Source organism: Magnetospirillum molischianum DSM 120, assembly GCF_000294655.1.
In the GTDB taxonomy this organism is placed as follows: Bacteria; Pseudomonadota; Alphaproteobacteria; order Rhodospirillales; family Magnetospirillaceae; genus Phaeospirillum; species Phaeospirillum molischianum.
In genome coordinates this window covers 111,905-125,226 of the sequence record NZ_CAHP01000010.1, presented here as the reverse complement: position 1 = coordinate 125,226, position 13,322 = coordinate 111,905, and the positions used below count along the sequence as shown (strand labels likewise).

The following is a 13,322-nucleotide window of genomic DNA, read 5'->3' as shown; positions in this document are numbered from 1 at the left end:
ATTATTTCCCCTCCCTGATCAGACGGACGACACGGTGCGCCCGCTCGGGCGTGTCCTCGCGCGCCCACTTGCTGTTGAGCGCCTCGGCGGCGGCCGTGGCGTAATCTCCCCGCTCCAGCGCCGCCAGCATCCGCTTGAAACCGAGCAGACGAGCGAGCCCAAGCTGAAATGCCATGTTGGCCAGCGCCCGTTGCCTCGACTCGGCCAAGCGCCGCCACCAGGGGAGCGCGTGGTCCAGGCCAGTGAGCGCGGCGGCAACGTCGTTTTGAAGCCACGCCTCCGCCTGCTCCGGGGTACATGTGTCTCCCTCACAGACTCCGCTGGTGTGGCCGTAGCCGATAGTCAGGACGCCAGCAGTGCAGCGATACGCAACAAGGCGAAGGCCCTCATCTCGGCGCAGATCGGCGTAAAGCCGGGTCAGGTCGAGCATAGTTAGACCTCCCGGCCAGGGGTGGACCGCACCGCCCGATGCCAACGCCACGCCAGGAAGGCGAGGCCAAGGACAATCGACACGAACGACAGGACGACGTTGATGGTGGACAAGACCGGCACCCAAGCGGGCGCGGTCAGCGCGGCGACGATGGATGCATTATCAATTCGCTCAGGCATGGCGGTTCCTTTCAGGCATGAAAAAGCCCGCACGCGGCGGGCGGGGAAAAAGCGATCGGGGCGACTGGCGGGGTCAGCTGGCCAACTGCCCGCGCAGGGTGGCGATCAGGGTGTCCTGCATGTCGGGGGGGGGTAGATTTATCGGGCATCGTCGGCACCATTCAAGCCCCGGAAAATTAGTTGTTCGACGGGGATGGCTGCCGCCGCATCCTGCTCTTGTTGCTGCGCCTCAATGCTGGCGATCAAGATCGCAACTTCGGCGTAGGGCCGCGCAGCTAATACTTGCTTGATGTAGATCAGTGCCCTCTGCTCGATCTTTATTTTGTAAATCATCTTAGGCCATCGTCATCAATTTACGGACAGTTCCCGCGCTATCTTTTATAGTGATATACCCATTGCACGCGGTGTCGCTGGTGGCGCTGAAAACGCCGAAACGTACAACACCCGATCCCTTGGGGCTTAGTTTGAGATCAATGTCAGCTTCGGACCCATAAACCCCCACGGATGGAGCATCGCCGAGTGGAGACCCTGTAACAGTTAAGCGGTTGGCGGCCGACTGCGTATTACGTATCTCTAGCTGCAACCCACCTGCGGTGTTAAAGTATGTGCAGGTGTAAGAGTCAATTCGCAAGGCTCCGCTAGATGTGGCTAATCTCCCCTGGCCACCAAGTTCCCCACAAAAAGCGAATGTGTTATAAGCCCCTAGAGCGTTTTCTGTATTCTTTGCTATTCCATTAACAAGCCCGTAGCCGAAAACCTCAACTCCGTATCTGGAATTATTGTTAGTGGTTGAGCCTTTGCACTCAATCTCCCCCCCAGACCAGGAAAGAAAGCCGCTCCCAATGTTGGAGCTACACGTGGCGTTAGGCGTCCTGCACGTGGAATTAGACAGCGCGGCAATGCCTGCTTTGTAGTTGCCGCTCGCGGATGCGTTCTCCGCCACCAAAGTAGACCCAAATTCGGCCTGAAAACCAAATCCGTACCCATTAGCAACATCGCTTGCGTTGTTGGAGATGGCTCCATTGGCGACGATTGTTGACCCGCAAAATGCCCAGATGCCCACGTCCCCCGCATTTGTTACAACGGCGTTCGGGCAGTAAATATACGAAGCATCTCTCGCAGCTATGCCGTAGTAAAAATTATCAACCTCGATATTTGGCCCGCAAATAATGATTGAGTTCTGTATAGCCAAAATGCCGGTAGCATTATGGGCTAAATCCGCCTTTAACGTACTACGGATACGGAAGCCGTTAAGCCATCCAAGGGTGTGCCCGGCAGATGTTGATATTGCATCAAAAGATGCCATCCCGGCCACTTGCAGAACGCAGTTTGCCGGTGTCGCCTCATTACCGACAATGCGAAGCTTATCTCCTTGCGGGTGGTTAGCGTTGATACCAGATGATATTAAATAAGTACCGTCATCAACTTTGATTGTAACCGTCGCGCCTCTAGCGATCACACGTGTGGCAAGACTGTCTAGCGCGGACTGGATCGACGAGAATTGAGACGGGACAAAAAGGGTAGCGTTAGTGGTGATTGCGTCACTTAGCAGCGGGTAACGCCCATCAAGTGTCTGGAGAACGTCCAGCGCAGCGGCGCTATAGTCGGCTGCGGTGGAGGCCGCCGCCTCGGCCGCTGCCTGTGCCGCCGTAGACATGGCTGACGCTGCCTGAGCTAGGGACAGGTACGCCGCTGGGTCCAGACCGGACCCGACCGGGACCAGCACGGCGCGGTCGAGCTGCTCCTGGAGTTCCTGCGCAACGAGGGTAAGCCGGTCAAACGCCCCTTCGTGGACCTCGGCGTAAAACGCCCCAGGCCCCAGATCTACCGGCTGGGTGATCGCGGTATTTCGCCGGATCGTCAGCTTGTTGCCGCTGGTGAGTGCCGCGCCGTTCTTTGGGTAGATCACCGATCCCCCGCCCGTGCTGCCCGTGCCGGTGATCGTGTAGGCGCTGGGTGCCAGGGTCTCCTCTCCGCCATCGACATCGGTGACGATCACCTGGACATCGCTATCGGCCAAGATCGGGAACGCGAACGGCCAGACCGTGGTCGATCCGTTGGCGACATAGGTGGCGGTTGAAAGGGTGGTCGAGATCGTCATGGGCACCTCAAAAAGAAAGGCCGCCCGGTGAGGGGCGGCCTTGTGAGGGAAACGGGTGGTCTGGGGCGGGCTATCGGGCGGTGCCGTCCTGGCCGGTCAGGATGCCGGACACGACGTTGCCGAGATGGCGGGGGCGGGAATCGCCCTCGGCAACATCGACGGCGTAGGAGGCGGGCTTGCGGATCATGCCGGTGGGGATGCCCGTCGCGACCGAGACCGCGTTCATGGCATCGCTGACGGCGCGGCTTTTGTCGCCGTCGCCAGCAACCGCCTTGGCCGTGGTTACCGCCGCCCGACCGGCGCTTTCCATCAGTGTCACCGCCGGGGACGCGGCAAGGCGGTCGTCATAGGGCTTGTCGTTGAGGGCGTTGATCCCCAGCATCGCCACCGGTCCGGCCACCGGAATCATCGCCGCAAAGAACCGTAATTGCGGCAATAGGAACAAGCTGGCTAGATCGTCCAGCCATCCGTCGTCATCTTCATCGCCAAGTTCTCCGCGCCCGGCCTGCATGATCGCTTCGGCGACAACCGCCGGGATCAAGAAGGCGAAGACGTAGACGCCCGCCAACCGGCGGGACAGATTGCCCCCGGTCATGGTGCGGAGCGCGATCATCACCTCGGTGGCGATCATGTTCCCCTGGGCCATGAAGTAAGTCATGAACTGTGTGAACAGGCGCACCCAGGCATTCCCCGCTTCCACGGCGGCCACGCTCTCCGGGCTGAAGCTGCCTTGGGTCAGACGAACCGCGCTGTCGGCCTGCTGGACCGCCTCGGCCTCGGCGGTGCCATTTCCGATCTCCTTGTCGTAGGCGGCCCACCACACCACCCGATCGACAAAGTTTTGTGCGAGCTGCTGGGCGAAGTAGCCGTGACGCTGGGCGAATGACTGCCCCTTCCCGAGCAGGGTGTGGTCCTTCAGGATCTTCTCGATTTCCATCGACGCCTCATAGGCCGAGGAATCCATGCGCTCCCGCATCAGTGCCGACTTGGCCATGATCGCCGCCGTCGATGATTCAGGATTGCGCCAGACGGTGACCAGGGACCGTGCCAGCGCTCCGCCGCCGACCATCGTTGCCGCCGACGAGATGCCGGTGATCTGCTGTGCCGCATTGAGGAGATTGCCGCACATCGCTTGCAACCCGGCGGTGGTGCGGAAATAGCGGGCGAATTCCGCCGCCTTCCGCCCACCGGGCGTTAGGGCTGGGGTTTCGACCGTCTGCCGCACCGCGCGCTCCAGCATCGGCCACAACACACCATCGATCGCTGACGGGTCGTACCGACCCACCACCTCGCGGAAATCGCGCCGCTTCAGCAGTCGAGCCGTCTGCCGCACCGCCGGGCCGACGTGGGAAAACAGCAGAACCTTGTTGAGGTGAGCAGGCAGAAGCAGCAGATCGAGGGTCAGCGGCTCGGCGTAATTCTCAACCCGGTTCTCGGTGAAGCCCCGCGCTGCTGCCGGGAACATCGCCCCGCTTTGCTGGGCCGTCAAAGCCTCGACCGCCTCCTGCCCAGCGCCATCGACATTCAGGCTCTTCTCGGTCAGCGCCGGGACATAGCCGCCGCGATACTCGCCGAACGGGGTCTTGATCGGGCTGGCCTCGATCTCCTTGAAGCCGACCCCATACATCGCCTTGTGCGCCGCCTGCGCCGCCGGTTTCGTGCTTTCCAGCAAATCCCAGACGGATTGAACCATGTCCATGTCGGCCTTGGTCACCACACCATCGGCGAACATCCGCGACATGAAGGAGGCCCAGCCCGAGCGGTCGAAGCTGCCGTCCTTATTCAGGGTGGCCCACTTCCACCCAACGAGCAGCTTCTTCATATTGCTCTCGTTGCCGGTGTGCAGGATGGCGTGGATCAACTGGCCCTTGTTGGAGAAATAAAAACCATCCTTCAGTTCAGGCGCTTGAATCAGCTGGGGCTTCGCTAGGTCGTCACGAACGGGCGACAGGATCGCCAGCAGCTTTTCCTGGATCTCGCGGCGGGCGGTACGGTAGGCGTGGACCGCATCAAATACCGGCCTGATGACGTATTTCGTCATCACCCCGACCTTGCCCAGATCGGCCAAGCGCGCCCAGCTTTCCGCGATCCGCCATGATGCAACGATCCCCAGCAGGCCGTGCCGGTTCTTTTCCGTGTCGGTCGGCATGTGCGACAGGTCGCGGTCGCGTTGGAATGGCTCAAGCTGAGCGCGTGCCTCCTCGGTGATCCGCTCGAACTCGACCCGCTCGCCATCGACCAGGGCGGACCGGGCGTTGCGGCCCATCGTCAGCAGGGCTTGCACCCCGTCGCGCAAATCCCTGAACGCGGCCATGGTCATGTCGCGATAGTCGGGCGCGATCTCGACCCGCCGTCCGTCCGGCATGATCCGGGACTTGACTTGACCGGGGGTGGGGGCCTTGGTCAGGTTGGCGATGATCGCGGCGATATCCTCGGCGCCGGCCGGGTCGGTCTCCTCCAGCCGGTCCAGCCAGACCTTGGTGTCGAAATCGCTGTTGGCGCGGGCGAGGCCATAGCGGGCCAACACCTGCCGCGCCGCCCGAAAGAAGTCTTCGTCCATCGTCGCCGCCAGCTTGCCGTCCGGCTTGTTGAGCCGCCGGGCCTTGGCCTGGAATTTCTCGACCTCCGTGCGGGCCTCGCGCGCCAGCCGCTCCAGTTCCATATTCAGAAGCTGCTGCTGCTTGGCGTCGTGAGCCTCGACGTAATCGCGGGCGGCCAGCGCCAGGGTGGCGCGTTTCTCATGCCGTTTGGCTTGCGCCCGGTACATCGTCGCGTCGGTGGCCTGCGACACCTGCCGGGCCGCGATGAACTTCGCTGCCGCCTCCCGGATCGCCGTGTGGTCCATCCCGGCCAGGATGTTGCGCACCTGCCGCACCGCCGCCCGCTGCGCCGTGCGCTGGAGGGGAGCCGCCTTGGCCTCACCCGCCGCCATCGCCTCGGCCACCTGGGCCGCCGTCGTCCCCTCCGCCGGGACACCGGCATTGATGACCTGATCGGTCGAGGTCGCCGCCGCGTCGATCCGCGCCTGGTCGTCAGACCGGCTGCCCGCGCCCTGTTCGGCCTGCCGCCGCGCCGCCGCTTTGTCGATGGTGTCGCCCACCAGGCGCTTCAGGCATTTCGCCTGGAGCGCCACCGCCTCAATCGCCTTGCCGGTCGCTACGATGTCGGCCGCGTCCTCGGCGATCCGGCCGTCCGTCACCATGTCACCATGACGCTCGCGCATCCGGGCGTCGGTTTCGCGTTCGATCACTTCGGCCTGGGGGTTGGCCTTGGCGTCCATCAGAGCGAGGCGCAAAGCGTCGCCATGGGGGAGTCCAAACCAGCCCGCAACAATGTGATGATTGACCCCGCCCTTCGCCACCGTCACCCCGGTCGGTAGCAGCCGGACGATCTCCTCGCCATATTCGGCCACCAACGCCTTGCGGTCGAGCTTCAGCACCTGAGCCTCGCCGGTATCCGGGTCGATCAGCTTTGCCCCGTCCGGGCCGATCCCCTTCGACAGCGCGACCACCCGATAGGCTGGGCGGGTCCGCACATCCGCCTCGACCTCGGCGCGGACGCCCTCCCGTTCCGTTTTCCACCACGCCAGACGCTCGCGCGCCAACTCGCGCATCGCCCGGCCTTGCAACTCGGCTTTGGCCTCCAGCGCCGCCTGCTCCTGCGCCTGCTCGATCTCCCGTCGTTCCGCCAGGGCCAGCACCGCCAGCAACTCGGACGGCACCCGAAACACGCTGTCGCGCCGGGCCTGTTCGATCGCTTCATCGCTGGCCAGCAGTCGGTCCATCACGCCCCGGATCTCGGGGGTGAGCTTGACGGAGAGATTGCGGACCTTCTTATAGGTACGGATCAGCCAAGCCGAAAACCGCTGGAACACATCGCGCAACGCCACCGACGGAGCCTTGCCCTCCATCAGATACGCCTCGATCCCCCGCGCCCATTTCTCGTGCGCCTCGACAGGGATCGCCGCCTGAATGTCTCCGGGGCTGGCCGTCGCCACGTCGATCTCGACATTCATCCAGTCCATCACGGTCTGGAGGTCGCGGACGGTCCGGTCCCGCGCCTCGGGCCGCAATCTCTCATCGCCGAGATCGCGGACCATCTGGAACAGCCAGAGGTGGCCGCCCTCATGCAAAAACGTGCTGAGGTTGGCAGTTTCGAACAGGCGGATGGTGTCGTCGATCGGGTCGAAGCTGCCGCGCAGGCCGCCGCCGTTAGGCTGGAAAAGCGGATCTCCGCGTGAGATAATGGCTTGCAAGCCCGCTCCCAGATCGTCACGACTAAATGTAGGGGCGTTCTGCGTAGCCTTGGACTGAGCACCAACCTCGCCACGCGCATCGGGCTTGCCAATCTCCCATCCGGTCAGAAGCCATGTCTTCCGGTCTCCATTCAGATCGAGAGACAAGACCGCTTCGGTTCCGTCGAGTTCGAGGTGGACAGTCTTCTTTCCTTCAACCTGTTTCGTGATTTTCCCAAGGGCAACCGCGCGGATAACCTGTAGAACCACGGAAGCACCCCGCTTTCTCCCGATATGCTCAAGGCCGCGCTTGGAGTTCCCCCAAACAAACGACACGTCTGACGCTCCGCCAAGGGAGACGAGATCGGGCCGCAGATCCGAAACGGTTGCCTCATCTGCGCCCGCGACAATCTCTTGAAGGGCGGAAATGACACGTCCTGCTTCCTGCCCTAGTGCGTCGGCGCTCTGATCCCGCTCCATCAGCCGCAGCACATTTTCTTTGGTCGCGAGCTCCGGGATGATTCCTTCCGCTTCCAACGCCTTGCGCAGGTCGCGGACCGGGGCATCAAGTCGCGCCGCCCGGTCCCGGTAGGCCTGGGTCTGGAGCGGATCGCCCGCCCATTCCCGCGCCACCGCCTGCATCAGCGCGTCATGGTCGGCATAGCCGTTGCCGCTGTTGTCGGCCTTGACCTGGTTGTCGCGCAGCACCTCATGCTCGGACACCACCACCTGATCGGCCGAGCCGATGCCGGTTGGCCGGAACAGGCCGGGCGCTTCTTTCGGCGTGATCCCCATCGCCGCCAGTTCCTGAGCTAGCATCGACCCCGGCTTGACGCCCCCCAGGTGGCGGAAGATGTCGAGCACCGGCTGACGGGGTGGCTTGACCTCATTGCCCGAGCGGATGCGCTCAAGCACCAAGTCGATATCGTCAACCGGCAGACGCGGGGCCGGGCCGAGGATACGGGGCTTTTCCTCCAGCCACAGCGCATCCGGGTCCATGCCGCGATCCGCACCACGCTGGATCATCCGTTCGCGCCACAGCACCGCCTGTGCCTTGGCCTGAGACTCGGTGTAGTGCCCGGTCTTCATCAGGGCTTGGGTAACTTCGTCCTCGACGATCTGGCCGGGCTTTGCTCCCTCGTATTGAATCGAGAGGCTCTCTATCAGGTCGGTGGCGTCTTTTCTCCGCGCCGGATCGGCCAGGAATGCCTCCACCTCCTTCATTGTCATGTCGGTCGCGCCGCGCCGGGTGCTGCCGATCATCTGGGCAAGCGCCTCGGGGGTCAGCTTGGACGCGGCGGAAAGGTATTTGGCCGGATCGACCAGCACGTCCCCGCCAGCGGCCAGGGCCTCGGGCAATTGCGCCGTAACATCGAGGCCATCCAGCGTCGCATCGTCGATCACCCCGGACTGGTAAAGCGATTGCAGGCTTTCCGCCGGGATATGCAACTGCCCGTCGCCCGCGATCTGGCGCACCAGATCGGCGAACCGCTCGGGATCGCGGGTGGCAAGCTTGGACTCTTGCGTGGCAGCGACGGCATCGGTCAGAGCGGCGGCGGTCTTCTTAGCTTCGGCGACTTTCTGCCGTTCGGCCAACTTTTCAATTCCCTTCGCCCCGCCTTCGAACGCGCCCCCCATGAGGAACCCGGCGGCGGCGGCTTCGACCATCTGCGGGCCAAGGCCCTGCCAGTCCACCGCCTGATCGGCACCATGGGCCGCAGCGAATTCGCCGATCGCTTCCTGCGCCGCTTCGGTCGCGCCCTCGATCCCAGCACCTTTTAGCAAAGCGCCAGCGGCGGCGGCGATGCCTTCATGCGTGACTTTCTCGGCCGCTTCCTTGCCAAGCACCGTCACCAATCGTCTGCCGATCAGGCCCGGAACGATGCTGTCGAGCAGGCCGATTGCGATTCCGCCAACCGCAACCGAGACCGGTGCTTCCGCGTTCGGGTCTTTCTGTTTCAACTGTCCCTGGGTTTCACCGATTCCCATCACGACGGATGGAGCAAACCCGCCGATCAGGCCACCAGCCACGGCACCGGGCGGGCCACCGACGGCACCGCCAATTCCAGCGCCAGCCAGCGACCCGGCCAGGGCTGGTGACATCAGAGGTAGTTGCTCGAATAGGGTCTCCTTGCCCCATTGCGCCGCATCGCCGACACCGCCGATGTTGAGAAACTGTGACCGGGTACCGTGCGCCGCAGCTTCGGCCTCATTCGCCTGCCGCCCGCGCCGTGCCCATGTCGCCAAATCTTTCGATCCCGTCGCCTCGCCAGACCATTCCGCCGCGCCGTAGAGCATTGATTGCAGCAGATCGACGCCCCGACCGAACGAAGCGGCGGCAGTCATCGAGCCTTCCAGGCGGGTGAGGGCGGAAAAATCATCGCTCGACAGCTTCGCCATGTCGGGATCGGAGGTCAGAAATTCGGCCAGCTTCGGTGCCGATCCCAGCGCCTCACGCATCTTCTGGAGCTTCGCCATCCGCTCGCCTTCGCCCAGGTTGGCCGCGATGGCATCGGCTGGCGCGCCGATCTGACGGCCGATCTCCATTGCCTTGGCGTGGGCGTCCGGGTTGGTGTCGGCTGCGGCGATCAGGTTGGAGCCAAGGCGGGCGCTGCGGTCGCTCTCAACCGAGGCCATAAACGATCCGAAGCTGTTCGGGTCTTCGGTCTTTGCGTCAGGGCTTCCGTCCATGAAGGATGCGAAATCAGACATTCGTTGCTCCAAAAGAAAAGCCGCCCGGTGAGGGGCGGCTTGATCTGGCGTGAACCGTAATCTATAAATTACACATGATCGAAGTTCGCCAGGCCGCCGTGTTCCGCGATTGGCTCGATGGCCTTAAAGACCGCCGGGCGCAGGAGCGAATTGCTCAGCGCATCGTCCGTTTGCAGGCGGGTCTTTTCGGTGATGCCAAATTCTTCGACGGCATCGGCGAGCTTCGCGTTGATCATGGCCCCGGATACCGCGTGTACTTTGTCAGGCGCGGGACGGTACTGGTGATCCTGCTCTGTGGCGGCGACAAAAGCACCCAGGCCAGGGACATCGGGAAAGCCAAGGAAATGGCCGAAGACCTGGAGATTTGACCATGCCCATCCAGACCGAACCCTTCGACGCCGCCCGCTATCTTGAAAGCCCGGAGGCGCAGGCCGAACTCCTCAGCGATGCCTTCCAGAACGGCGATGCATCCTATATCGCGACCACTCTTGGCGTGATCGCCAGGGCGAGGGGGATGACGCTGGTGGCTCGCGAGGCGGGGGTGACGCGTGAAGCGCTTTACCGCACCCTCAGCGCCGAGGGCGATCCCAAGCTTTCGACGCTTCTTGGGGTGATGAAGGCCCTGAACATCTCGCTCCACGCCGAAATGCGGCAGTGATTGGGCGGCCATCACTTCTCTTCCCGAGGTTTGCGAAGATACATGCCGCCAATGGTGGTCTTGCCTGCCCACAGGTCGGAGGCATAGGCAGCGGCGTGACGCGCCCCAGCGACGACAGCATCGTCAAGCGGGTCAGCCCGACGGTCGTTATGGCCGGTCCGCTTATCCTTGACTTGATGCGAAGCCGCCGCCGGAACGACGGGGCCGGACAACGATGCGGGAGCCGGGGCCGCTGCCGCCTTGGAGACAACGGAGGGGGATGATGGGGCTGCGGCCGGGGCTGATTTGGTGGCCCCGCTCAAGATCGCATCCGCCGCCGCCCGATCCCCACGCTTCCATGCGGCGTAGAGGCTCTCAACCGTGGTGTTGTCGGCGGCCTTGCCTTTGGCGCTGATCCATCCCACCACCTGAATCCTGTCCTGAGGCGGAATTTCCGAGAACGGGACATAGGCGTTGGAGTCGGTCAGTACGCCCTTGTCCTCGAACACCCACCCTGTGCCGCGCAGCCGCCCCGGCATCAGCAAATCCTTGGCAATGGCCAACATGTCGTTATCGGCCGGGCGCTTCTTGTTCTCCTCACGGAATTGTTCCAGGCGCTGCGCCCCCAGGGCTGTGTAATTGTTCATACGGTCGGTGTCCCGTTCGATCCCTGCCGCCCCGAGGAGGTCGCGGGAAAGACTCAGGAAGCGCTTCAGGTTGGCGGTTTTCTCCGCCTCCCGAGCATCACCGCTCAGGATCGTTCCCTTCTTCCCGATCAACTCCTTGGTCGAGGCTGGGGAGAGGTTCCATTTCGTCGGGTCTTCCCGAACGAACCGATCAGGGTCAAGGGCTGCCATCGTCACAAGCCTGTCGTATTCAACCGGATCATCGACGCGTTTGTTCATGCTGGCGGCGTATTCCACCCACCCCTTTACACCCGTTGGACCGAGGCGCTCTTGGACTTTCGTCGGCAAAGCCAGAGGATCAAGTCTCTTCGTCAACACCCAATCAGAGGCGAAGTCCTCGGCTTCCCGCACCTGGGCGGTGCGAACCCTCTCCGCGTCCTGATCGGCACGGAGAAGGTGAGCACGGACCTCATCCCTCCGTTCGACCGGAACGTCTTTCAGCGCCTCGAATTGAGCCGACAGCCGCGACGAGCGGGGATCATTCACATGGCCCAGCACGTCGCGGACATAGCTCGACACGCTCTTGCCATTGCCGTCGGTGCGGTCTTTCTTCCAAGGGTTTGGGCTTCCCGGAGGTGCGATGTTGTCTTCTCCCGAGAAATAGCCAACCGCGATCCGGGCCGGGTCGCCGCCGGTCTTGGCGCTCAGGTCGGCGACGATCCGCTTGCCCACGGCCATATTGTCGGTTGGGTTGTCGATGCTCTCGCCGGGCTGGGCATAGCGGGCAAAGGTCGCGGGCATGATCTGCATGCCACCGCGCGCGCCGTCGATGCTGGTAGGTGACGTGGCGCGGCCGCCGCTCTCCTGAGCGTGGATCGCCGCGGTGATCGCATCGAGTCCGTTGGCCGGGGCGGTGATGGCGAGGATGCGGTCGGCGTCCTGATCCACGAGGAACTTCTTCGTCTTCTGGTCGATCATTCCCGACAGGGCCGGGATGCTTTCGCTCGATACATATTTTCGGTGTTCATCGAAAAATGTCTTTGCCCCCATGGGATCAGACGTGGCCCCTTGATTGACGACAGCGGTAACATAATCGGTATCGACCTTCTTAAGGCGCGTCTGAACAATCGGGCTGTCGTAAGGAATTCTCATTTCCGCAGCCCAATCAAGCACGACGTCTCGGGCTGCGTTCCATGAGGCTTGCCTTTTTGCCGGGTCTCCCCAATTCGTAGCGGCTTGCTCGATATTACTGTTTACGTTCGTAAGGACGATCTGCTCTCGCCATTTTTTTCGCTCGGTCGCCGCGTGGCGCGCGGCGGTGTCGAGATCGCCCGACAGGTCGCGGATCGACGCCTGATCGTAGAGCTTGCGGGCTGCGGCACCGAGGTTCGACCCCATCCGCACCCGATCTTCCTCCAGCGCACCGGGCAGGTGCTGATAGGCGGCATACGCGGCCTGCCCTTCAAGGCTGGTGAATGCATCCTGGTTTCTGTACAGGACGTTGCGCTTGCTGGTCTGGAAGGCGGTCAACGCCTCCAGCGCCGATGTCTTGGCGTCTTCCTCGGCCATTCGGACCGCATGGGCCGCCAACTGGTCGCCCATCGCCGCGAGCTTCTGCCCGCCCTCGACCAGGGAGGAACCGCCGGTGTCGAACGCTCCGGCGGGGACGCTGGCCGAAAGCTGCGGTGCACCGAGCGGGCGGGCCTCGACGGTGGGTTGGGTGTAGGTGGGAACGCGGGCCATGCTTATCGCCTCGTGATCGAGAGGCCGGAAACAGACTTGCCGCCCCAGCCGTTCAGGATTTGATTGTCGGTTAGACCGGACGAGACCTTGTTCGACCCGCTGAAGGTCGTGGTGCCGCTTCCAAACGCGCCGAGCGAATTCAATTTCGCCCCCGTCATCGCTACCGACCCAAGCCCACCGATCAGCGTCGATCCCGCGCCCCAGGCTGCATTGCTGGCGGCATTCTTCCCGGCAAGCGTCGACATCCCCGACTGAGTGCGGGAGCTATAAGCCTGGACCTTGTATTGATAGGCTTCGCGCTCGGCGTTCTGCCGGACGGTCAAGGCGTCCATCTCGCCCAGCATCGAACTATCGGACACCACATCGAGAGCCGATCCCGAATCGACCTGGACACCGCTTGATGCCAGGGCCGACCGCTGGGTTCCGATCGTCTGTGACGTCTTCAGCCGCTGCTGCTGCTCGGCAACCCGGCCACGCTCTTCGGCGTCCTGGGCGGCCCGGTCGGAAATCTTGGCGTTCTGCTCTCCGACGGCGGCCTGATAGTCGGCCATTTTCTTCTGCTGTTCGCCCTGCTGAATCTGTCCGTAGACGGACATTCCGGTGCCGATGGCACTCAAGGCCAGTGCGCCGATAGCAACTGCGGATGCTGTAATGCCCATC

The 13,322-nt window shown here is 63.0% G+C and carries 9 protein-coding genes; 2 read left to right on the top strand and 7 right to left on the bottom strand.

The window, feature by feature from the left end; translation table 11 throughout:
- Window position 1: 1 nt before the first annotated feature.
- The 5 genes from PHAMO_RS02790 to PHAMO_RS02775 all read right to left on the bottom strand — a co-directional run bounded on the left by PHAMO_RS02790 (window position 2) and on the right by PHAMO_RS02775 (window position 9,656).
- A complete protein-coding gene (locus tag PHAMO_RS02790; RefSeq protein WP_235720775.1) occupies window positions 2–475 on the bottom strand; it encodes a glycoside hydrolase family protein in 474 nt (157 codons plus the stop codon).
- On the bottom strand, window positions 433–609 hold the full coding sequence (locus PHAMO_RS19775) for a hypothetical protein (protein ID WP_002726199.1): 177 nt from the start codon (window positions 607–609) through the stop codon (window positions 433–435). Before PHAMO_RS19775 ends, PHAMO_RS02790 begins: the two co-directional genes overlap by 43 nt.
- Window positions 610–747: 138 nt before the next feature.
- Complete coding sequence (locus PHAMO_RS02785) at window positions 748–942, bottom strand: hypothetical protein (RefSeq protein ID WP_002726197.1); 195 nt, start codon at window positions 940–942, stop codon at window positions 748–750.
- 1 nt (window position 943) lies between these two features.
- Window positions 944–2,710, bottom strand: a complete 1,767-nt coding sequence (locus PHAMO_RS02780; protein WP_002726195.1) for a right-handed parallel beta-helix repeat-containing protein — start codon at window positions 2,708–2,710, stop codon at window positions 944–946.
- A gap of 70 nt (window positions 2,711–2,780) precedes the next feature.
- Window positions 2,781–9,656 carry a hypothetical protein gene (locus tag PHAMO_RS02775; RefSeq protein WP_002726193.1) on the bottom strand — a complete coding sequence of 2,292 codons (6,876 nt, stop codon included), beginning with the start codon at window positions 9,654–9,656 and terminating at the stop codon, window positions 2,781–2,783.
- Window positions 9,657–9,730: 74 nt separating this feature from the next.
- Between PHAMO_RS02775 and PHAMO_RS02770 the strand changes: the two genes are divergently transcribed.
- Window positions 9,731–10,024: a type II toxin-antitoxin system RelE/ParE family toxin gene (locus PHAMO_RS02770; protein WP_040566088.1), complete on the top strand. Its 294-nt coding sequence runs from the start codon at window positions 9,731–9,733 to the stop codon at window positions 10,022–10,024.
- A 2-nt stretch (window positions 10,025–10,026) separates the two neighbouring features.
- The gene (locus PHAMO_RS02765; protein WP_002726189.1) at window positions 10,027–10,314 is read left to right on the top strand and encodes an addiction module antidote protein; all 288 of its coding nucleotides are present in this window, start codon (window positions 10,027–10,029) and stop codon (window positions 10,312–10,314) included.
- 11 nt (window positions 10,315–10,325) lie between these two features.
- Here PHAMO_RS02765 and PHAMO_RS02760 read toward each other — a convergent pair whose 3' ends face one another.
- The gene (locus PHAMO_RS02760; RefSeq protein ID WP_002726186.1) at window positions 10,326–12,662 is read right to left on the bottom strand and encodes a lytic transglycosylase domain-containing protein; all 2,337 of its coding nucleotides are present in this window, start codon (window positions 12,660–12,662) and stop codon (window positions 10,326–10,328) included.
- 2 nt (window positions 12,663–12,664) lie between these two features.
- Window positions 12,665–13,321, bottom strand: coding sequence for a virion core protein, T7 gp14 family (locus tag PHAMO_RS18285; protein ID WP_002726184.1), 657 nt, complete (start codon window positions 13,319–13,321; stop codon window positions 12,665–12,667).
- Window position 13,322: the final 1 nt, after the last annotated feature.

Bases quoted from the DNA above. Each gene is read 5' to 3' on its own strand.
- PHAMO_RS19775 (WP_002726199.1), bottom strand. From the start codon at position 609: ATGCCTGAGCGAATTGATAATGCATCCATCGTCGCCGCGCTGACCGCG.
- PHAMO_RS02760 (WP_002726186.1), bottom strand. From the start codon at position 12,662: ATGGCCCGCGTTCCCACCTACACCCAACCCACCGTCGAGGCCCGCCCG.
- PHAMO_RS02765 (WP_002726189.1), top strand. From the start codon at position 10,027: ATGCCCATCCAGACCGAACCCTTCGACGCCGCCCGCTATCTTGAAAGC.
- PHAMO_RS02780 (WP_002726195.1), bottom strand. From the start codon at position 2,710: ATGACGATCTCGACCACCCTTTCAACCGCCACCTATGTCGCCAACGGA.
- PHAMO_RS02775 (WP_002726193.1), bottom strand. From the start codon at position 9,656: ATGTCTGATTTCGCATCCTTCATGGACGGAAGCCCTGACGCAAAGACC.
- PHAMO_RS18285 (WP_002726184.1), bottom strand. From the start codon at position 13,321: ATGGGCATTACAGCATCCGCAGTTGCTATCGGCGCACTGGCCTTGAGT.
- PHAMO_RS02770 (WP_040566088.1), top strand. From the start codon at position 9,731: ATGATCGAAGTTCGCCAGGCCGCCGTGTTCCGCGATTGGCTCGATGGC.
- PHAMO_RS02785 (WP_002726197.1), bottom strand. From the start codon at position 942: ATGATTTACAAAATAAAGATCGAGCAGAGGGCACTGATCTACATCAAG.